Below are 18,541 nucleotides of genomic sequence, written 5' to 3'. Positions count from 1 at the left end.
CCTGCGCCGTTAGTGCCCGCCGCCGGCCGCGGCGCCGGGCTTGGGGGGTGCGGGCTTGCGCAGGAAGACGACCAGAAGGGCCGTGACCAGGAAGAGGCCCGTCAGAAGGGTGAACGCGTCGGCGAAGGCCATCACCTGCGCCTCGCGCCGCACCAGGCCGGCCAGCCGCTTCACGCCCGCAAGCTCCGCGTCCGAACCCAGGCGGGACAGCGAGCCCTGGATGGCCGCCAGGGTCTCGACCGCCGCGTTGCGGCTCCAGTTCACCGTCTCGTGCAGGCGCGCGAGATGCAGGTCCATGCGGTCGTTGATGACCGTGTTGATGATCGCGAGACCGACCGCGCCGCCCAGGTTGCGGGTGAGATTGTAGAGGCCGGAGGCGTTCTTCAGCCGCGCCGGCGGAAGCGTGCCGAGGGCGAGATTGTTGATCGGGACCATGCAGAACATCAGCGACACGCCGCGCAGCACCTGCGGCACGAGCAGCTCGCCGAAGTCCCAGTCCTTGGTCAGCCCCGAGGCGATATAGGTGCCGGAGGCGAAGCCGATCAGCCCGAAGAACAGCAACACGCGCGGGTCGAGCTTCGACGACAGGCGGCCGGCCACGGGCGCGGTGAAGAACATGCACAGGCCCGTGACGAACATGGTCTCGCCGATCTGCAGCGCCGAGTAGCCGCGCACCCGCCCCAGGTATAGCGGATAAAGATAGGTCAGGCCGTAGAGGCCGATGCCCAGGATGAACGAGAACAGGGACCCGCCGGCGAAATTACGGTCCTTGAAGGCGCGCAGGTCCACGATCGGCTCCTCGGCCGTCAGCACGCGCCAGAAGAACGCGACCGCCGCCACCACCATGGTGACGGTGAAGACGACGATCAGCGGCTCCTCGAACCAGTCCTTGGTCGGGCCCTCCTCCAGCACATATTCGAGGCTGCCCAGGAAGGTCCCCATGAAGGCGAGGCCCCACCAGTCGAAGCGGTCCATCAGCGAGAGGTCGGGCTTGTCGAAGTCCACCAGCGTGTAGGTAGCGATGGTGACGGCGATGCCGGGAATGACGTTGACCAGGAAGAGCCAGTGCCAGGAGAACAGCTCGGTGAGGTAGCCGCCCACCGTGGGGCCGATCGTCGGCGCCAGCGTCGCCACGAGCCCGATGATGGGCGACACGACGTTGCGTTTGGACGGCGGGAAGATCGTGAAGGCGGCCGCGAACACGCTGGGGATCATGCCGCCGCCGATGAAGCCCTGGATGGCGCGGTAGACGATCATCTGCTCCAGGCTGCCGGCCGTGGCGCAGAGAGCGCTGGCGATCGTGAAGCCTGCGGCCGAAGCGGCGAAGAGGTAGCGCGTCGAGAAGGCCCGCCCGAGGAAGCCCGACAGCGGGATCATGATGACCTCCGCGATCAGGTAGGCGGTCTGCACCCAGGAGATCTCGTCGGCGGAGGCGGAGAGGCCGGCCTGGATCTCGGCCAGGGAAGCCGAGACGATCTGGATGTCCAGGATGGCCATGAACATGCCGAACACCATGGCCATGAAGGCCACGAGACGGCGAGGCTCGATGCGGTCCGAAGTCGGCGCGGGCCGCGCCGGAACGGACGCGGCGGGAGATGGGGCGGGAAGCCCGCTTGCGGCCACGGTCGCCATGGATGCGTGTCTCCCCGGCCCTACTGAGCCGACCCTGCGCCGGCGCCCTGCGGAGCCGCAGAAGCGGTGACGTCGTCCGCCGCGCCGAGGCGCGTCTGGGCGTGAGCGCCGGCGGCGCCGTCGCCGTCGCGCTTCGTCCAGACATTGGCGACGACGCTCAGGCCGGGACGCAGCAGCCCCTTGGCGGCGATGTCGGCCGGCACCGCGATCCGCACGGGCACGCGCTGGACGATCTTGGTGAAGTTGCCGGTGGCGTTCTCGGGCGGCAGCAGGCTGAAGATCGAGCCCGACGCCGGCGCGAAGCTCTGCACTTGGCCCTCCAGCTTGCGGCCGGGCAACGCGTCGACCTCGACGTCGACCTTCTGGCCGGCCTCGATGCGGGCGAGCTGGGTCTCCTTGAAGTTGGCCTCGATATAGACCGAGCCCAGCGGCACCAAGGCGGCGAGGCGCGCGCCGGGCTGGACATAGTTGCCCACCTCGACGGCCCGGTTGCCGATGACGCCGTCGACAGGCGCGGTCACGACCGTGAAGGAGAGGTCCCGCTCGGCCTTGGCGAGCGCGGTCCTGAGCTCGTCCAGCGTGCGGCGGGCTTCCTGCTCCTGTGCGCGGGTGACGGCGATGTTGGCTTCGGCGGCGTCGAGCGCGGCCTTGGCTGAGTCGACATTGGCGGCCGCCCGGTCGCGGTCGGCGCGGGTCTGGTCGAGGCGCTGCTTGGAGCCGAAGTCGCTGGCCGCCAGGGCCTGGGCGCGGGCGAAATCCGCCTGGGCGCGGACCTGCTCGGCCTGGGCCGCAGCCAGCTGGGCGCGGGCCTGCCCCAGGCCGGCGGTCAGGGCCTCGACCTGGCGGCCGATACGGTCGATCGTGGCCTGCTGGGTGTCCACCTTGCCGCGCGCGGCCTCGACGGCCAGCCTGTAGTCGCCGTCGTCGATGCGCGCCACCACGTCGCCCGCCTTCACGGCGGCGTTGTTGGCGAACGGCACGGCGGTGACGTAGCCCGGCACCTTGGCGGCGAGCGTGGTGACGTCCGCCTTCACATAGGCGTCGTCGGTGGAGACGACGAAGCGGCCATGCGTCCACCAGCCATAGCCGAACCAGCCGCCGCCGCCCGCCGCGGCGAGCAGCAGCGCCGTCAGGACGGCGCGCTTGCGGGAGCGCTTGGGCGGCAGGACCTGTCCGTCCAGCCCGCGTTCGGCGGCGGGCCCGTCCCGCCTCGCCACGAGCGACCCCGCGGAGGGCTGCGCAGCGGGCATCGCCTCGGGGCCCCGCTCCTGCACGCTCACCTGATCCTGCGCCTTATCTCCCTGGAGAGCCTTGCTTTCGTGGAGAGCTGCGCCAGACTCGTCGGACATCGAAAAACTCCCCGGGCGCATCAAGCAGCCCGTCTGATCCCTGGACGCTCATGGCGTCCGCCATCGAACCGAACGGTTCGGTCATTCACATCTTGCAATATGGGGCTTCAGCGGCGATATCAAGAGGTGACCGAACCGTTCGGTCATTTTTTGGAGAACGACCCCACGATGAGCGGCAGCTCCCCTCCCCTGCGGGACCTCGATCCCCCGGCCGGCGCGCCCCAGTCCGTCATCGGCTCCGATCCCGCCAAGCGGCGGCAGATCGTCGACGGCGCGCGGGCGATCTTCCTGGAGAGGGGCTTCGAGGGGGCCAGCATGGGCGAGATCGCCCGGCGGGCGGGCGTTTCCAAGGGCACGCTCTATGTCTATTTCCAGAACAAGGAGCAGCTGTTCTGCGCCATCATGGACGAGGAGCGCCGGCTCCATCTGGACCGGCTCGGCTCGCTCGATCCGGATCGCGACCTCAGGGACGTGCTGGTCCAGTTCGGCCGCAGCCTCGTGATCTTCATCCTGAAGAGCAAGACCGTGGCCGGCATGAGGGCCGCCATCGCGATCGCCGAGCGGATGCCGGATGTCGGGCGCGCCTTCTACGAGCGCGGGCCGGCGACCACCATCAAGACCATGGCGGCGTTCCTGGACCGCAAGGTCGCCCAGGGCGATCTCTCGATCCGCGACACAAGGCTCGCGGCCAACCAGTTGCTGGACCTGTACCAGACGTCGCTGGTGCGCCCCGCCCTCTTCGGGCTTGAGCCCTCACCCGAAGAATTCGACGCCAAGGTGCAGACCGTGGTGGAGGCGGCGGTCGATCTCTTCCTGCGCGCGCATCGGCGCGAGGACGACGGCGAAAGCCGGGGCTGAGACGCCGTCCTCGCCTGTGCGATGGCGCACAGGCCGCCCCGCCAGGGCGTGTTTGAAGGGCTCCGGCGAACGCAAGAGTCGCGCGGAGATCCTCATGGCTCGTATCGACAGTCTCTTCATCAGCGCAGCCCTCCTCTACGCCATCCTGGGCGTCGGGCTCGGCATCGGCATGGGCATGGCTGAGAACTTCGCCTACGCCCACCTGCATGCGCATATCAACCTGCTCGGATGGGCGACCCTGGCGCTGTACGGCGTCGTGCATCGCTGCTGGCCGGAGCTGCGCCGCAGCAGGCTCGCGACGGTCCAGTTCTGGCTGGCGATGGCCGGGCTGCCGGTGTTCCTGATCGGCCTGCCCTTCGCGCAGTTCCACCAGAACCCGGCCGGCGCGATCGTGGGCTCGCTGATGATCTTCAGTGGCGCCATCCTGTTCTTCGCGCTGTTCGCGCGCTGCGCCTGGAGCGGCGCGCGGCTTTCGGCGGATCCCCTCGCGGGGGCCCGGCCGCGCGAAGCCTAACTCACAGCATTCGGCCCCTTCGGAAGCCCCCGAAGGCGCGCCCGGCCGGCCCTCGCCGGCCGGGCTTTCGTTGGGACTTAGTTCGCCGTGACCCCGGCCGACTTCAGGACGGGCGTCCAGCGGGCGACTTCGGCGGCCACGAAGGCCTTCAGCGCCTCGCGCGTCTTGCCGTTCTCGTCCGGCAGGACGCCGCCGAGATCCTCCAGCCGCTTCTTGGTGTTGGGGTCCGCGAGCGCCTTCACCAGCGCGTCGTTCAGCTTGGCGGTGATCTCCGTGGGCGTGCCCTTGGGCGCGAAGATCGCGTTCCAGGCGCTGACCTGATAGTCCGGCAGGCCCGCCTCCTTGGTGGTCGGCAGGTCCGGGAGCGCCGGCGAGCGCTCCGGCGTCGCGATGGCGTAGGCCTTGATCGATCCCGCCTTGATCTGCTCGACAAGGTTGACGATCTGGTCGCACATGAAGTCGACCTGGCCGGAGACCAGGTCGTTCAGGGCCGGGCCGGTGCCCTTGTAGGGAACGGCGGTGGGCTTGATGCCGAGCTGGACGTTCAGGAGCACGCAGGTGGTGTGCGACACCGAGCCGATGCCCGCATGGGCCTCGTTGAGCTTGTCGTTCTGCTGCTTGGCGTAGCTCACGAACTCCTTCAGGTCCTTGGGCGGCAGGTCCTTGCGGGCGACGATCACGATAGGCGTGCCGGCCGCCATGCCGACGGTCTCGAAGTCCTTGGTGGGATCGTATTTCAGGTTCGGGTAGAGAGCCGGCGCGGCGCCGTGCGTGCCCATGTGGCCCATCATGATGGTGTAGCCGTCCGGCGCAGCCTGGGCCGTGCGGGTCGATCCCGTCGTGCCGCCGGCGCCGGCGACGTTCTCGATCACGATCTGCTGGCCGAGCGTGCGCGACATGTGCTCGCCCACGATGCGGGCGACCACGTCGGTCGGGCCGCCGGCGGCGAACGGCACGATCATGGTGACGGGCTTTGTGGGATAGCCCTGGGCGAAGCCGGGGACGGCTGAGGCGAGCAGCAGCGCGGCCGCTGCGATGGCGGTGGACTTCATGGCGATCGCTCCTGATGACGGCGCCTTGCCGGCGCGCTCTTGAACAGGGGCCTGGCTGACGGGCCAGGCCCGGGGGACGAACCTTTATTCGGTGAAGACCTCGTCGCGTCCCTTCTGGATCGAGGGGAGCAGCGCGACGGCCAGCATGACGGCGGCGACGACGAGCAGGCCGGCCGAGACCGGCCTCTCCACGAAGGTGGAGAAGCTGCCGCGCGACAGGATCAGCGCCTGGCGGAGCTTCTCCTCCATCAGCTTGCCGAGCACGAAGCCGAGCAGCAGCGGCGCGGGCTCGAAGCCGAACTTGATCAGCACATATCCCATGAGCCCGAAGAAGGCCGTGAACAGCACGTCGGACGGGTTGTTGTTGATGGAATAGATGCCGATGCAGCAGAAGATCAGGATGGCGGGGAACATCAGCCGGTAGGGCACCTTCAGGAGCTTCACCCACAGGCCGACCAGCGGCAGGTTGATGATCAGCAGCATCAGGTTGCCGACCCACATGGACACGACCATGCCCCAGAACAGGCTGGGATTCTTGGTCATGACCTGCGGACCGGGGATGATCCCGTGGATCGTCATGGCGCCGACCATCAGGGCCATGACGGCGTTGGGCGGGATGCCCAGCGTCAGGAGCGGGATGAAGGCGGTCTGCGCGCCGGCGTTGTTGGCCGATTCCGGCCCGGCGACGCCCTCGATGGCGCCGCGGCCGAAGCGGCGCGGATCCTTGGCGAGCTTCTTCTCCAGCGTGTAGGACGCGAACGGCCCCAGCACGGCGCCGTTGCCGGGCAGGATGCCCAGGATGGCGCCCAGGCCGGTGCCCCGGATCACGGGCCAGAAGGACTGCCGGAAGTCCTCGCGGCTCGGCAGGAGCCGGCCGATGGAGCCCTTCATGACGTCGCGGGTCTCGGGGCTCTCCAGATTGCGCAGGATCTCGGCGAAGCCGAACAGGCCCATGGCCAACACGGCGAAATCGACGCCGTCGGAGAGGTCCTGCAGGCCCATCGTCATGCGTTCCTGGCCCGATTCGAGATCGGTCCCGACGGTGGACAGCAACAGGCCGAGCACGATCATGCCGAGCGCCTTGACGATCGAGCCGCGCGCCAGCACCACGGCGAAGACGAGGCCCATCACCATCAGCGAGAAATATTCGGCCGGGCCGAACAGCAGCGCGAGCTTGGTGAGCGGCAGGCCGAGCGCGGCGATCACCAGCGTGGAGACGCAGCCGGCGAAGAACGAGCCGATGGCCGCGATGCCGAGCGCCACGCCGGCGCGGCCCTGCTTGGCCATCTGGTGGCCGTCCAGCACCGTGACCACCGAGGTGGCCTCGCCCGGGATGTTGACCAGGATGGCCGTGGTCGAGCCGCCATATTGCGCGCCGTAATAGATGCCGGCCAGCATGATCAGCGCGCCGGTGGGGTCCACCCCGAAGGTGATCGGCAGCAGGATCGCGATGGTGGCGATCGGCCCGACGCCCGGCAGCACCCCGATGAGCGTGCCGATGAGGCAGCCCACGAAGCACAGCAGGATGTTCACCGGCAGCGGGATCAGGCCGATCAGCGGCACCGAGACGGGCGCCAGCTTCAGGACGGTGGAGAAGCCGAGCGCGAGATTGGCGAAGAGATCCATCGGTCAGCGCTCAACCAAAAGCCAGGACGGGGATCGGCAATCCGAGGATCACCTTGAACAGGACGATGCAGAACGTGGTCATGACGATCGAGAAGATCGCGGCCTCCTTCCAGCGCACCTCGTCTGTGGCGAAACAGCTGATCAGCATGGAGGCCGGCCCGGCGACGGCGAGGCCGGCGCTGCGGATCAGCAGGGCGAAGACGATGACCGAGCCGAGGATGAAGAGCGGACCGCGCAGATGCCAGCGCTCCAGCGCCGGCCCCTCGGTGACGAAGGCCAGGACGACGAGCAGGAGGCCCAGCCCGCCGACGATCACGGCCAGCGAGGTGGGCAGCATGCCGGCCCCCATGGCCCGCAGCGTGCCGAGCGGAAGGTCCGATCCCTGCCAGAGCGCGAAGGCCGCGACGGCCACCAGAAAGAGCCCGGCGGCCGCGTCCTGCGGATTGCGCAATCCCTTGGCGCGCGAGCCGCCCGCGGGGCTCTCGTGTCTTCCGTCCATCGACCGTTCCCGCCCCAATTCGCCGGATGACGCCTTCGCAGGGGAGCCCTGCCGGCATTTGTGGTTTTCAGCGGTCCTTTTGTTGCAATAGGTTGGCGCAATATCAAGCCGGTTCGGCGGTGAAACCGCGCCGGCGCAAACAGGAAACGCCCATCATGGCCCAGACCGGCAGCAATCGGACCCATCGCATCGCCGTCATTCCGGGAGACGGAATCGGCAAGGAAACGGTGCCGGAGGGCGTGCGCGTCCTGGAGGCCGCGGCCAAGCGATTCGGGTTTCGGCTGCAGCTCGACGACTTCGACTTCGCGTCCTGCGACTATTACGCACGCCACGGGCGGATGATGCCGGAGGACTGGAAGGACCGGATCGGCCAGCACGAAGCCATCTTCTTCGGCGCCGTGGGCTGGCCGGACACGGTGCCCGACCACGTGTCGCTGTGGGGGTCGCTGATCCTGTTTCGCCGGGAGTTCGACCAGTATGTGAACCTGCGGCCGTGCAAGCTGATGCCCGGCGTTCCCTCCCCGCTGGCGGGCCGCAAGCCCGGCGACATCGACTTCTACGTCGTGCGCGAAAACACCGAGGGCGAGTACTCGTCCGTGGGCGGGCGCATGTTCCCCGGCACCGACCGCGAATTCGTGGTCCAGGAGAGCGTCTTCACGCGCCACGGCACGGACCGGATCCTGAAATTCGCCTTCGATCTCGCCCAGAAACGCGAGAAGAAGCACCTCACCTCGGCCACCAAGTCGAACGGCATCGCGATCACGATGCCGTATTGGGACGAGCGCGTGGAGGCGATGGCGAAGGCCTATCCGGACGTGCGCTGGGACAAGTACCACATCGACATCCTGACGGCGCATTTCGTGCAGAATCCGGACCGCTTCGACGTGGTCGTCGCGTCCAACCTGTTCGGCGACATCCTGTCGGACCTGGGCCCGGCCTGCACGGGCACGATCGCGATCGCGCCGTCGGGCAATATCAACCCGGAGCGCAACTTCCCGTCGCTGTTCGAGCCGGTGCACGGCTCGGCCCCGGACATCGCCGGCAAGGGCGTCGCCAACCCGATCGGGCAGATCTGGTCGGCCGCCATGATGCTGGAGCATCTGGGCGAGGTCGACGCCGCCAGGGCGATCGTGCAGGCCATCGAGACGGTCCTGTCGGAGCCCAAGCTGCGCACGGGCGACCTCAAGGGCCCGGCCAACACGGCCCAGTGCGCCAAGGCGGTGGCGGACGCGCTCGCCTGAAGCTTGGCGGGGCGCGCGGGGACGCCGGCCGGCCTGCTCCCGCGCCCGGCGAAACATTGGCGATTGTCAATGTCCGGCACGCGGGCTAGGAGACTGGCCTGCCACCGAGCCGGACCCGATGGACATCGCTCCCCAGACCCTCGTCTCGATCCTGCAGATCATCTGGATCGACCTCCTGCTGTCGGGCGACAACGCGGTCGTGATCGCGCTCGCATGCCGCTCGCTGCCGCCGCGCACGCGCCGCGCCGGCATCGTGCTCGGAGCAAGCGTGGCGGTGCTGCTGCGCATCCTGTTCGCCTTCGTGATCAGCTGGCTCCTGGAGGTTCCGTTCCTCGGGCTGGTGGGCGGCGCGCTGCTGTTCTGGATCGCCGTCAAGCTGGTGACGGGCGAGGACGAGGAGCACGCGGTGAGCGAGAGCGACACGCTCTGGCGCGCCGTGCGCACCATCGCGATCGCGGATGCGGTGATGAGCCTCGACAATGTGGTGGCGATCGCCGCGGCGGCGGACGGCGACGCCAAGCTGTTCGTCTTCGGCCTGCTCGTCTCCATCCCGCTGATCGTGGTCGGGTCGACGCTGATCATGACGCTGATCGCGCGCTTTCCCATCTTCGTGTGGGGCGGCGCGGCGCTGCTGGGATGGATCGGCGGAGAGATGATCGTGGGCGATCCGCTGGTCGCGGCCCGGCTGGGCGACGCGGCCGCGAGCCTGGCCACTCCCGCCGCCATCGCCGGCGCGGCGCTCGTGGTCGTCGTCGCTGCGGCCTTGCGCGCGAGGCGGTCGGCGGTGCATCACCACTCCTGACACGCCCGCCACCGACCGCGAGACCGACTCCCCATGGACCTGAACTGGCAGACCGCGCTCGCGATCCTCGAGGTCGTCTGGGTGAACATCCTCCTGTCGGGCGACAATGCGGTGGTGATCGCCCTGGCCTGCCGGGGGCTTCCCGCCCGCCAGCGGCGCGCCGGGCTCGTGCTCGGCGCCGGCGTGGCGGTGCTGCTGCGCATCGTGTTCACCGTCATCGTGGCCAAGCTTCTGTCCACGCCCTTCCTGCGCATCCTCGGCTCGATCCTGCTCCTGTGGGTGGCGGTGAAGCTGATCACCGAGGACGAGGAGGCGGACGACGACGCGGTGAAGGCCAGCGAGAGGCTCCTCAGCGCGATCTGGACCATCGCGGTGGCCGACATGGTGATGAGCCTCGACAACGTGCTGGCGATCGCGGCGATCGCCAAGGACAACATGGCCCTGATGGCGCTCGGCCTGGTGATCTCGATCCCGCTGATCGTGGCGGGCGCCACCCTGATCATGGCGCTCCTGGCGCGGTTCCCGCTGATGGTGTGGGCCGGCGCGGGGCTGCTCGGCTGGGTGGCGGGCGAGATGCTGGATTCCGATCCCTATCTGGTGGAGCGCTTCGGCGAGGCGCAGCTGAAGCACCTGGAGATCCCGTTCGCCATCGCCGGCGCGGCGATCGTGCTCGGGGTCGGCTTCGTCATGAAGCGGCGCGCATCCGCGCACGCCGCATGACCGCCGTGGGCCAGGCCGCGCCGCCGCCCCTGACGCTGAAGGGCATGCTCCTGGGCGCCCGCCTGGTCGCCCCGCTGATCCCGGGCAGCATCGTCTTCGCCGCCGCCTTCGGGACGACGGCGGCCCAGAAGGGCCTCAGCGTGCTCGAGACCATGCTGATGAGCGGGCTGATGTACGCCGGCTCCGCGCAGCTCGTCGCGCTCGAGCTGTGGCGCACGGACGCCTGGACCGGCGCCGCCATCCTGGCCATCAGCGCGGTGGTGTTCACCGTCAATGCGCGCATGATCCTGCAGGGCGCGTCGCTGCAGCCGTGGATCTATCCGCTCCCCAACCGGGTGCTCTGGCCGAGCCTGGCGCTGTTGACCGACGCCAACTGGCTGATCGGCACGCGCTACCACGCGGATGGCGGGCGGGACGCCGGGGTCCTGATCGGGGCCGGGCTGATGCTGTGGGGGGTGTGGGTCGCCGGCACGCTGCCGGGACGGCTGCTCGGGGGCCTCATGGACCATCCCGAGCGCTTCGGCGTCGACCTCGTGATGCCGATCGTGTTCACCGCCATGGTGGTCCCGCTGTGGAAGGGCCGGCAGGACACGATCTGCTGGACCGTCGCGGCGGCGGCCGCGCTGGCCACCGCCTGGCTGTTTCCCGGCTACATGTTCGTGGTCGCGGGCGGCCTCGCAGGCTCGCTGACGGGCGCGGCGCTGGGCGTTCTCGACGACCGCAGGCGGTCCGGCCATGGATAGCGCGGCGTGGTTCGGGCTTTCGGCCGGCTCGTTCGCGGCGATCGCCGCGATGGCGACGGCGAGCTATCTGTGCCGCGTCCTCGGCGTGATCCTGATGGCGCATGTGCCGCTCACCACGCCGGTGCGGCGGGGGCTGGCCGCCCTGCCGGGCTCGATCATCGTGGCCATCATCGCCCCGCTGGTGGTCCGGGGCGGCCCTGCCGCGCTGGCGGCGCTGGGGGCGGCGCTCACCTCGATGCTGATCAAGCGCAACGAGCTGCTGGCCCTGGCGGTCGGCCTCACGACCGTGACGCTGTTGCGGGCCGCGGGGATCTAGCCCCGGGCGCGCCGCCGGCCACGGAATGCGGACGCCTAGCGCTTCAGCCGCTCGGTGATGCGCTTGGCCAACATGTCCCGCACGTGCCGGTACGCGTCGAGCTTCTGCTCGCGCGATCCCTGCACCAAAGTGGGGTCGGGCGTCGGCCAGTATTCGACATCGACCGCGCTGGTGCGGGTGAGCTCCAGCGCCTTGTGGTGCGCCTCGGGGCTGAGCGAGATGATGAGGTCGAAGTTCAGCCCCTCCCAGTCCTCGAGCTCCTCGAGCGTCCGGGGCTTGTGCTTGCTGGCGTCAATGCCGATCTCGTCCAGCGCCGCCACCATGAAAGGGTCGGTGTCGCCCTTGCGGGCGCCGGCGGACTGCACATAGACGGATTTGCCGAAATAGTGCCGCGCGACCGCCTCCGCCATGGGAGAGCGCACGGCGTTGTAGGCGCAGGCGAACAGCACTGCGCCGACCCGCCGGCCCGGGGCGCCCTCCTGCATGGTCACCCTTTCCAGTGCAGGGCCATGATCAGCGTGATGAGGCGGCGGGCCGTATCGAAATCGACCTCGATCTTGCCCTCGAGACGTTGCACGAGCAGTTCGGCGGCCTCGTTGTGCAGCCCGCGGCGGCCCATGTCGATGGCCTCGATCTGAGCGGCGCTGGAGGTGCGGATGGCGGCGTAGTAGCTCTCGCACACGAGGAAATAGTCCTTCACCACCCGCCGGAAGGGCGCGAGCGAGAGGATGTGGGTGATGACGTTGGCGCCCTTCTGGTCGCGGACGTCGAGCGCCAGCTTGCCCTCCAGCAGGCCGATCTGGAGCGAGTAGGGGCCGCCGTCGTGGCCCGGAAGGCCGAAGCTGTTGGACTCGATCAGGTCGTAGATCGCGATCGCGCGCTCATGCTCCTGCTCGGGCGCGGCGCGTCCAATGGAGACGTCGTCGAGGGTCACGGCCGCGAGGCGCTTCGTCGGCTTGGCGTCGCCGCCGGCGTCGTGATCCTGGGCCATCCGTCCCCTCACCCCAGATTAAGCCGCACCGCCACCGAACGGGCGTGCGCTTCCAGTCCCTCGGATCGTCCCAGCGTCACCGCCGCGGGCCCGATCGCGCGCAGCGATTCCGGGCTGCATTTCAGGATGGAGGTGCGCTTCATGAAGTCGAGCACGCCGAGCCCGGACGAGAAGCGCGCCGAGCGCGCCGTGGGCAGCACGTGGTTGGGCCCGCCCACATAGTCTCCGACCGCCTCGGGCGTATGGCCGCCGAGGAAGATCGCGCCCGCGTTGCGGATCTGCGCCGCCAGCGCTTCCGCGTCGTCGCACTCGATCTCCAGGTGCTCAGGCGCGAGGCGATCGACCAGCGCGACCGCGTCGCCGAGACGGGCGACGAGGATGACGGCGCCGTAGTCGCGCCAGCTCGCGCCCGCGATGGCCGAGCGCGGCAGGGTCTTCAGCCGGCCCTCGACGGCGGCTTCGACCGCGTCGGCGAGTTCGGGACTGTCGGTGATCAGGATCGACTGGGCGGCGGCGTCATGCTCGGCCTGGGCCAGAAGATCCGCCGCGATCCAGTCGGGATTGGCGTGGCGGTCGGCCAGCACCACGACTTCGGAGGGGCCGGCGATCATGTCGATGCCGACCTGGCCGAAGACTCGCCGCTTGGCTGCGGCCACATAGGCGTTGCCCGGTCCGACGATCTTGGCGACGGGCGCGATCGTCGCCGTGCCGTAGGCCAGCGCGGCGATCGCCTGGGCGCCGCCGACCCGGTAGATCTCGGAGACGCCCGCGATCCGGGCCGCGGCGAGCACGGCGGGGTTCATGGCCCCGTCCGGCGTCGGCGCCACCATGACGATGCGCGGCACCCCGGCCACCTTCGCCGGAACGGCGTTCATCAGCACCGACGAGGGATAGCTCGCCGTGCCGCCCGGCACGTAGAGCCCCGCGGCCTCGACCGCCGTCCAGCGATGGCCGAGCTCCACGCCCAGCGCGTCGACATAGCGGTCGTCCGACGGCCGCTGGCGCGCGTGGTAGGCTTCGATGCGCTGATGCGCGAGCCGCAGCGCCGACACGACCTGCGGATCGCAGGCGCGCCAGGCTTGTTCGATCTCGTCCTCGGTCACGGCCAGGCCGGCCGCGTCGATGTCCAGCCGGTCGAACCGTCGGGTGTAGGCCACGAGGGCCTCGTCGCCCCGGGCCACCACCTCCTCGATGATGGCCTTCACGGTGAGGTCGACGTCCTCCGACACCTCCCGCTTTTGCGCGAGGAGGCCGGCGAAGTCCGTGTCGAAGGTCGGCGATCCGGCCTGGAGCCGAAGCGGCATCGAATGGCCTTTCATTCTGCGAGGTCGTGCAAGGGACGGTTCGGGGTCTCCCACGCCGGCCCGAGGTCGCGCAACTCGGCCTCCAGGCACTCGACCTGCAGCCTGACGGCGGCGCCGCCCGAGAAGACGAGCGTGACATGGCCGGAGGGCGCCTCGCCCGGCGTGAAGGTCACGGCCAGCAGGTTCAGCACCGCGTCCGGATCCTCGGCGCGGACGCGGCTGCGCTGCACCTTCAGCACGCGCGCGAAGGAGAGGCCCGTCCTGCGGCGCTCGCCCTTGGGGCCCCGGACGGCCTCCCAGGCGAAGCGGTTGGCGACGAGAGCGAAGCGTTTCTCGCGGGGGAGATAGGTCATGTCGCCGACCTTCAGAACCGCGTCCTGCAGGTGCGCGGAGACGACCGCCAGGTCCTCCTCGTCGAGCGCCATCAGCTTCAGGGCTTCTACGCCGGTCATCCTTGTCCCTCGCTGTGAGACCCTGTAGCCGGGCCTCGGCCTTGGCGCAACCGAACCGCCGCGCCAGCCCCCAAATGGGCAGCGCGGCGCGCGGTTCCAAGCCTCGGACGCGCCGGCGGCGGCCCGCGCGGCGTGGGACGGATCACACCCCAATCCGGGAGCCTTGAAGTTTTTGCAGTTTATGCGTGAGATGCGGCGTGGCCAAAGCCACGCTGAAGCCGCGTCCGAGTGACGCGACGGGTCGGAGAACCAGATGCTGAAGACAATCGCCATGGCGGCGGTAGGCGCTCTCCTGAGCTTATCGGGAGCGGCGGCCGCGAGCGACACGCTCCCCGGCGGAGCGATCCTGCAGGGCCAGAGCGGCCGGATCGAACTCGCCCAATATTACGAGCCGCCACCGCCGCCCGGCTACTACCGCCCGCGCCCGCCGTCCTACGATCCGGACCCCTATTATCGCCCGCGCCAGCCCGAATATCGGCCCGACCCCTATCGGCAGCCCCGCCCCTACTACCAGGAGCAGCCCGTCCGGCCACGCGGGCGGATGACCGACATGTGCATCACCTCGCGGGGAGCCTGCCGGGTCTATCCCCAGCCGACCGGCCGGCCGTGCCGCTGCGACGTCCCCGGATTCGGGACCAAGCGGGGCGTGACCGGCTACTGAAACGCGCCATGGAACGGGATGCTGGAGCGGAGCATTGAGCTTCGGTCCAGCCGTTCGCTCAAGGAGACGACCCGTGAAGCATGTCCATCTCGCCGTGTTGACCATCGCCGCGTGCCTGGCGGGAGCCGGCGAGACCTACGCCGCCGCCGCCGACTCCATCGACCGGGCCGATCCCTACGCCCAGCCCGGCTACGGCCGGGGCTATGGCCGCCCCGGCGGCCAGGGCTATGGGGGCCAGGGCTATGGAGGACAGGGCTATCGTCAGCAGCCCGCGCCCGGGTATCAGCAGCCGCGCTACGCGCCGCCGCGCTATGTGCAGCCCGGATACGCCCCGCGCTACGCGCCGGCGCCGCGCTACGTCCAGCCCGAATACGCGGCGCCGCGGCCCTATTACCGCCAGGGCCGCTACGCCTCCACCTGCGTGACGTCGCGCGGCGCGTGCCCGGCTCGTCCGGCGCCGCCGAACAGCCCGTGCGGGTGCGACATCCCGGGCTTCGGCTACAAGCGCGGCGCCACGACCTACTGACCGCGCCCACGCCCGACATCCGAAAGCGCCGCCGCGGCTCCCGCGGCGGCGTTTTGTTTGTGGTCAGCCGCTGATGCGCTCGACCTCGGCCCCGCAGCGCACCAGCTTCTTCTCCAGCGCCTCGAAGCCCCGGTCGAGGTGGTACACGCGGTGGACCATCGTCTCGCCCTCGGCCGCCAGCGCGGCGATGACGAGCGAGACCGAGGCGCGCAGATCTGTCGCCATCACGGGCGCGCCCTTCAGCACCGGGGCGCCCTCCACGATCGCGAGGTCGCCGTCCAGGCGGATCCGCGCTCCCAGGCGAGCCAGCTCCTGCACATGCATGAAGCGGTTCTCGAAGATCGTCTCGCGGATCCGGGAGGTCCCGTCGGCGCGGGTCATCAGCGCCATGAACTGCGCCTGAAGGTCGGTCGGGAAGCCCGGGAAGGGCTCCGTCGTGACGTCGACCGGCGCAATGCCGCCGCCGTTGCGGCGCACCCGGACGCCCTCGTTCGTGGACGTGACCTCGGCGCCGGTCTGCGCCAGCACGTCCAGCGCGGCCTGCAGCAGCTCGGGCCGGGCGTTGCGCAGCAGGACGTCGCCGCCCGTCATCGCCACCGCCATCGCGTAGGTGCCGGTCTCGATGCGGTCCGGCAGCACCGGATGGCGCACGCCGCCCAGCGACGTCACGCCCTGGACGACGATGCGCGACGAGCCCGCGCCTTCGATGCGGGCGCCCATGCCGATCAGGCACTGGGCGAGGTCGACGACCTCCGGCTCGCGCGCGGCGTTCTCGATCACGGTCGTGCCATGGGCCAGCGTCGCCGCCATCAGGGCGGTGTGGGTGCCGCCCACCGTGACCTTGGGGAACGCCACCTCGCCGCCGCGCAGCCCGCCCGAGGGCGCGCGCGCCACCGCATAGCCGGCGTCGATGTCGATCTTCGCCCCGAGGCTTTCCAGCGCCTGCAGCAAAAGGTCCACCGGCCGCGTCCCGATGGCGCAGCCGCCCGGGAGTGACACGCGCGCCTCGCCCATGCGGGCCAGCAGCGGCGCGATCACCCAGAAGCTGGCGCGCATGCGCGACACGAGCTCATAGGGGGCGGTGGTGTCGACGATGGTGCGGGCGCTGAACCGCACCGTCTCGCCGGCGTCGTCGGCCTGCCCGGCGCGCTTGCCGTCGATCGAGGCGTCGACGCCGTGGTTGCCAAGGATGCGCATCAGCTGACGCACGTCCGACAGGCGCGGCACGTTCTCCAGGATGACCGTCTCGGGCGTGAGCAGGCTCGCGATCATGAGCGGCAGCGCCGCGTTCTTGGCGCCTGAAATCGGAATAGAGCCGTTCAGGGGGCTGCCGCCGACGATGCGGATACGATCCATGGGTCACCCGTGTTGGGGCGCCGGCTTGCGGCGCCGCGTATGCGACAGTGTGCGACTTACGTCGCTGGATGGGAGGTTCACCAGCGGGTCCGAATGCGACCGATGCAGGGCCTTGCGCCCGTCATCGGTCCAAATCCCCGGATCGTGGCCATTCAGTCACAGTGGCTTCGTTGGACGGGTCGACGGCTCCGCCGGCGCCTCGTCTGCGAGCCCTTCAGGGCCGCGCGCTTCGGCCCCGTCGACGCGCGACCGCGCCTGCGCCTTGCGACGCTTCAGATTGTCGCGCAGCGCCGCTGCGAGCCGCTGGGTTCTGCGGTCCTTCTCGGTGGAGCCGGTCACCGGACACTCCGTGGGCGGGACGTCCTCCTCACCGGAGCCGTCCGAAAGCCGGGGTTAAGCAAGCGGGGCGATGATTATGCGTTCGACGCGATCCAGACAACCGCCGGCGCAGCGTCGCCCCCTTATTTCAGCCGCAAGGGCGGGCCATTCCAGCGCCGCGCCGGTCGGGACATCTGCGGATTGAACCGCCTCACGGCCCGTGCCATGGACATCAGCATGGATTACGCAGCGTTCTTCGAACAGGCCGTGAGCGATCTGAAGGCCGAGCGGCGCTACCGCGTCTTCGCCGACCTGGAGCGCATCGCCGGCCGCTTCCCCCACGCCATCCGGCATACGGCGCAAGGGCCCCAGCCCATCGTGGTCTGGTGCTCGAACGACTATCTCGGCATGGGCCAGCATCCGGCCGTCATCGAGGCCCTGGCGTCCACGGCCAGGCGCATGGGCGCGGGCGCGGGCGGGACGCGCAACATCTCGGGCAACCACCACCCGGTGGTGCAGCTGGAGGCCGAGCTGGCGGACCTGCACGGCAAGGACGCCGCGCTGGCGTTCACCTCGGGCTACGTCTCCAACCTCACCGGCATCGCCACCATCGCCAAGCTGATCCCGGACTGCCTGATCCTCTCCGACGCGCTGAACCACAACTCGATGATCGAGGGCGTGCGCAACGCCGGCCGGGAGAAGGCGATTTTCCGGCACAACGACCTGGAGCACCTGGAGGAGCTGCTGCGGCGCGCCGGGCGGGACCGGCCGAAGCTGATCGTGTTCGAGAGCATCTACTCGATGGACGGGGACATCGCCCCGATCGGGCGCATCTGCGACCTCGCCGAGCGCCACCAGGCGATGACCTATATCGACGAGGTGCATGCCGTCGGCCTCTACGGTCCGCGCGGCGCCGGCGTGGCCGAGCGCGACGGCGAGATGGCCCGCATCGACGTCATCGAGGGCACGCTGGCCAAGGCCTATGGCTGCCTCGGCGGCTACATCGCCGGCTCCGCCGCGATGGTGGACGCCGTGCGCTCCCACGCCCCGGGCTTCATCTTCACCACCACGCTGCCGCCGGCGGTGGCGGCCGCGGCGTGCGAATCGGTGCGGATCCTCAAGGCCTCCGGCGACGAGCGGGCGCGGCACCAGCGCCAGGCGGCTCGCACCAAGGAGGCGCTGGCCGCAGCCGGGCTGCCGGTGATGCCCACCTCGACCCACATCGTGCCGCTGATGGTGCGCAACGCGGAGCTGTGCAAGGCGGCGTCGGACCGGCTGCTCGACACGCACGGGATCTACATCCAGCCAATCAACTACCCCACGGTGCCGCGGGGCGAGGAGAGGCTGCGCATCACCCCCACGCCGTTCCACGACGAGAGCCTGATCCAGGCCCTGGCGGACGCCCTCGTCGAAGTGTGGGATCACCTCGGCGTTCCGCGTGACGCCGCCGCACCGCTCGCCGTCGCGGCGGAGTGACGGGAGGCGCGGCGCCCACGAAAATGGCCCGCGGCGGCTTGCGCCCCCGCGCCCCATGTGGCAAGAGACCCCCGCTTCGGGACCCACGGCGCTTCGCCCCGTCCC

21 protein-coding genes are annotated in these 18,541 nt (G+C 69.9%); 10 read left to right on the top strand and 11 right to left on the bottom strand.

Annotated elements, in window-relative coordinates:
• Positions 1-9: 9 nt before the first annotated feature.
• Both ABEG18_RS02345 and ABEG18_RS02340 read right to left on the bottom strand, forming a co-directional pair.
• Positions 10-1,632, bottom strand: a complete 1,623-nt coding sequence (locus tag ABEG18_RS02345; RefSeq protein ID WP_406856490.1) for a DHA2 family efflux MFS transporter permease subunit — start codon at positions 1,630-1,632, stop codon at positions 10-12.
• Positions 1,633-1,652: 20 nt separating this feature from the next.
• Positions 1,653-2,981, bottom strand: a complete 1,329-nt coding sequence (locus ABEG18_RS02340; protein ID WP_406856489.1) for an HlyD family secretion protein — start codon at positions 2,979-2,981, stop codon at positions 1,653-1,655.
• A gap of 168 nt (positions 2,982-3,149) precedes the next feature.
• On the opposite strand from ABEG18_RS02340, the gene ABEG18_RS02335 reads away from it, so the two are divergent.
• On the top strand, positions 3,150-3,839 hold the full coding sequence (locus ABEG18_RS02335; RefSeq protein WP_406856488.1) for a TetR/AcrR family transcriptional regulator: 690 nt from the start codon (positions 3,150-3,152) through the stop codon (positions 3,837-3,839).
• Between the two features lie 94 nt (positions 3,840-3,933).
• Positions 3,934-4,353, top strand: a complete 420-nt coding sequence (locus ABEG18_RS02330) for a hypothetical protein (RefSeq protein ID WP_406856487.1) — start codon at positions 3,934-3,936, stop codon at positions 4,351-4,353.
• A 77-nt stretch (positions 4,354-4,430) separates the two neighbouring features.
• Here the strand turns inward: ABEG18_RS02330 and ABEG18_RS02325 are convergent, their stop codons facing one another.
• From ABEG18_RS02325 to ABEG18_RS02315, 3 genes are all read right to left on the bottom strand, one after another.
• Positions 4,431-5,405 carry a tripartite tricarboxylate transporter substrate binding protein BugD gene (locus tag ABEG18_RS02325; protein ID WP_406856486.1) on the bottom strand — a complete coding sequence of 325 codons (975 nt, stop codon included), beginning with the start codon at positions 5,403-5,405 and terminating at the stop codon, positions 4,431-4,433.
• An 84-nt stretch (positions 5,406-5,489) separates the two neighbouring features.
• On the bottom strand, positions 5,490-7,031 hold the full coding sequence (locus ABEG18_RS02320) for a tripartite tricarboxylate transporter permease (protein ID WP_406856485.1): 1,542 nt from the start codon (positions 7,029-7,031) through the stop codon (positions 5,490-5,492).
• A gap of 10 nt (positions 7,032-7,041) precedes the next feature.
• A complete protein-coding gene (locus tag ABEG18_RS02315) occupies positions 7,042-7,530 on the bottom strand; it encodes a tripartite tricarboxylate transporter TctB family protein (protein WP_406856484.1) in 489 nt (162 codons plus the stop codon).
• Positions 7,531-7,685: 155 nt separating this feature from the next.
• On the opposite strand from ABEG18_RS02315, the gene ABEG18_RS02310 reads away from it, so the two are divergent.
• The 5 genes from ABEG18_RS02310 (at position 7,686) to ABEG18_RS02290 (ending at position 11,352) form a co-directional block, all read left to right on the top strand.
• On the top strand, positions 7,686-8,771 hold the full coding sequence (locus tag ABEG18_RS02310) for a tartrate dehydrogenase (RefSeq protein WP_406856483.1): 1,086 nt from the start codon (positions 7,686-7,688) through the stop codon (positions 8,769-8,771).
• A gap of 118 nt (positions 8,772-8,889) precedes the next feature.
• Positions 8,890-9,573 carry a TerC family protein gene (locus ABEG18_RS02305; RefSeq protein WP_406856482.1) on the top strand — a complete coding sequence of 228 codons (684 nt, stop codon included), beginning with the start codon at positions 8,890-8,892 and terminating at the stop codon, positions 9,571-9,573.
• A gap of 33 nt (positions 9,574-9,606) precedes the next feature.
• On the top strand, positions 9,607-10,293 hold the full coding sequence (locus ABEG18_RS02300; protein WP_406856481.1) for a TerC family protein: 687 nt from the start codon (positions 9,607-9,609) through the stop codon (positions 10,291-10,293).
• Entirely contained in the window at positions 10,290-11,036 is a 747-nt protein-coding gene (locus ABEG18_RS02295) for an AzlC family ABC transporter permease (RefSeq protein ID WP_406856480.1), read from the top strand. The genes ABEG18_RS02300 and ABEG18_RS02295 overlap by 4 nt, the downstream gene beginning before the upstream one ends.
• Entirely contained in the window at positions 11,029-11,352 is a 324-nt protein-coding gene (locus ABEG18_RS02290) for an AzlD family protein (RefSeq protein WP_406856479.1), read from the top strand. The genes ABEG18_RS02295 and ABEG18_RS02290 overlap by 8 nt, the downstream gene beginning before the upstream one ends.
• 35 nt (positions 11,353-11,387) lie before the next feature.
• Here ABEG18_RS02290 and ABEG18_RS02285 read toward each other — a convergent pair whose 3' ends face one another.
• Genes ABEG18_RS02285 through ABEG18_RS02270 form a run of 4 tightly spaced genes read right to left on the bottom strand, consistent with a single transcriptional unit; the run spans position 11,388 to position 14,099 of the window.
• Complete coding sequence (locus tag ABEG18_RS02285) at positions 11,388-11,837, bottom strand: low molecular weight phosphatase family protein (protein ID WP_406856478.1); 450 nt, start codon at positions 11,835-11,837, stop codon at positions 11,388-11,390.
• Positions 11,838-11,839: 2 nt separating this feature from the next.
• On the bottom strand, positions 11,840-12,343 hold the full coding sequence (locus ABEG18_RS02280; protein ID WP_406856477.1) for a UPF0262 family protein: 504 nt from the start codon (positions 12,341-12,343) through the stop codon (positions 11,840-11,842).
• Positions 12,344-12,351: 8 nt separating this feature from the next.
• Positions 12,352-13,647: a histidinol dehydrogenase gene (hisD, locus tag ABEG18_RS02275; protein ID WP_406856476.1), complete on the bottom strand. Its 1,296-nt coding sequence runs from the start codon at positions 13,645-13,647 to the stop codon at positions 12,352-12,354.
• A gap of 11 nt (positions 13,648-13,658) precedes the next feature.
• Positions 13,659-14,099, bottom strand: a complete 441-nt coding sequence (locus ABEG18_RS02270; RefSeq protein ID WP_406856475.1) for a DUF2948 family protein — start codon at positions 14,097-14,099, stop codon at positions 13,659-13,661.
• A gap of 253 nt (positions 14,100-14,352) precedes the next feature.
• Between ABEG18_RS02270 and ABEG18_RS02265 the strand changes: the two genes are divergently transcribed.
• Together ABEG18_RS02265 and ABEG18_RS02260 are read left to right on the top strand one after the other, a co-directional pair.
• The gene (locus tag ABEG18_RS02265; RefSeq protein WP_406856474.1) at positions 14,353-14,760 is read left to right on the top strand and encodes a hypothetical protein; all 408 of its coding nucleotides are present in this window, start codon (positions 14,353-14,355) and stop codon (positions 14,758-14,760) included.
• Between the two features lie 73 nt (positions 14,761-14,833).
• Positions 14,834-15,286, top strand: coding sequence for a hypothetical protein (locus tag ABEG18_RS02260; protein WP_406856473.1), 453 nt, complete (start codon positions 14,834-14,836; stop codon positions 15,284-15,286).
• Between the two features lie 63 nt (positions 15,287-15,349).
• Here ABEG18_RS02260 and murA read toward each other — a convergent pair whose 3' ends face one another.
• Positions 15,350-16,642 (bottom strand): UDP-N-acetylglucosamine 1-carboxyvinyltransferase, encoded by a 1,293-nt coding sequence (murA, locus tag ABEG18_RS02255; protein WP_406856472.1) that lies wholly within the window; start codon positions 16,640-16,642, stop codon positions 15,350-15,352.
• Positions 16,643-16,798: 156 nt separating this feature from the next.
• Positions 16,799-16,981 carry a hypothetical protein gene (locus ABEG18_RS02250; protein ID WP_406856471.1) on the bottom strand — a complete coding sequence of 61 codons (183 nt, stop codon included), beginning with the start codon at positions 16,979-16,981 and terminating at the stop codon, positions 16,799-16,801.
• Positions 16,982-17,197: 216 nt separating this feature from the next.
• Between ABEG18_RS02250 and hemA the strand changes: the two genes are divergently transcribed.
• Positions 17,198-18,436, top strand: a complete 1,239-nt coding sequence (gene hemA, locus ABEG18_RS02245; protein WP_406856470.1) for a 5-aminolevulinate synthase — start codon at positions 17,198-17,200, stop codon at positions 18,434-18,436.
• The last annotated feature ends 105 nt before the right edge of the window (positions 18,437-18,541 follow it).

Source organism: Alsobacter sp. KACC 23698, assembly GCF_045348435.1.
In the GTDB taxonomy this organism is placed as follows: domain Bacteria; phylum Pseudomonadota; class Alphaproteobacteria; order Rhizobiales; family Beijerinckiaceae; genus Alsobacter.
The sequence above is the reverse complement of the archived record's forward strand: the minus strand, read 5'-3'. Positions and strand labels throughout refer to the sequence as shown.

Bases quoted from the DNA above. Each gene is read 5' to 3' on its own strand.
- hisD (WP_406856476.1), bottom strand. From the start codon at position 13,647: ATGCCGCTTCGGCTCCAGGCCGGATCGCCGACCTTCGACACGGACTTC.
- ABEG18_RS02295 (WP_406856480.1), top strand. From the start codon at position 10,290: ATGACCGCCGTGGGCCAGGCCGCGCCGCCGCCCCTGACGCTGAAGGGC.
- ABEG18_RS02280 (WP_406856477.1), bottom strand. From the start codon at position 12,343: ATGGCCCAGGATCACGACGCCGGCGGCGACGCCAAGCCGACGAAGCGC.
- ABEG18_RS02340 (WP_406856489.1), bottom strand. From the start codon at position 2,981: ATGTCCGACGAGTCTGGCGCAGCTCTCCACGAAAGCAAGGCTCTCCAG.
- ABEG18_RS02285 (WP_406856478.1), bottom strand. From the start codon at position 11,837: ATGCAGGAGGGCGCCCCGGGCCGGCGGGTCGGCGCAGTGCTGTTCGCC.
- ABEG18_RS02345 (WP_406856490.1), bottom strand. From the start codon at position 1,632: ATGGCGACCGTGGCCGCAAGCGGGCTTCCCGCCCCATCTCCCGCCGCG.
- ABEG18_RS02290 (WP_406856479.1), top strand. From the start codon at position 11,029: ATGGATAGCGCGGCGTGGTTCGGGCTTTCGGCCGGCTCGTTCGCGGCG.
- ABEG18_RS02320 (WP_406856485.1), bottom strand. From the start codon at position 7,031: ATGGATCTCTTCGCCAATCTCGCGCTCGGCTTCTCCACCGTCCTGAAG.
- ABEG18_RS02305 (WP_406856482.1), top strand. From the start codon at position 8,890: ATGGACATCGCTCCCCAGACCCTCGTCTCGATCCTGCAGATCATCTGG.
- ABEG18_RS02315 (WP_406856484.1), bottom strand. From the start codon at position 7,530: ATGGACGGAAGACACGAGAGCCCCGCGGGCGGCTCGCGCGCCAAGGGA.
- ABEG18_RS02265 (WP_406856474.1), top strand. From the start codon at position 14,353: ATGCTGAAGACAATCGCCATGGCGGCGGTAGGCGCTCTCCTGAGCTTA.
- ABEG18_RS02330 (WP_406856487.1), top strand. From the start codon at position 3,934: ATGGCTCGTATCGACAGTCTCTTCATCAGCGCAGCCCTCCTCTACGCC.
- ABEG18_RS02310 (WP_406856483.1), top strand. From the start codon at position 7,686: ATGGCCCAGACCGGCAGCAATCGGACCCATCGCATCGCCGTCATTCCG.
- hemA (WP_406856470.1), top strand. From the start codon at position 17,198: ATGGATTACGCAGCGTTCTTCGAACAGGCCGTGAGCGATCTGAAGGCC.
- ABEG18_RS02300 (WP_406856481.1), top strand. From the start codon at position 9,607: ATGGACCTGAACTGGCAGACCGCGCTCGCGATCCTCGAGGTCGTCTGG.
- ABEG18_RS02270 (WP_406856475.1), bottom strand. From the start codon at position 14,099: ATGACCGGCGTAGAAGCCCTGAAGCTGATGGCGCTCGACGAGGAGGAC.
- murA (WP_406856472.1), bottom strand. From the start codon at position 16,642: ATGGATCGTATCCGCATCGTCGGCGGCAGCCCCCTGAACGGCTCTATT.
- ABEG18_RS02335 (WP_406856488.1), top strand. From the start codon at position 3,150: ATGAGCGGCAGCTCCCCTCCCCTGCGGGACCTCGATCCCCCGGCCGGC.
- ABEG18_RS02325 (WP_406856486.1), bottom strand. From the start codon at position 5,405: ATGAAGTCCACCGCCATCGCAGCGGCCGCGCTGCTGCTCGCCTCAGCC.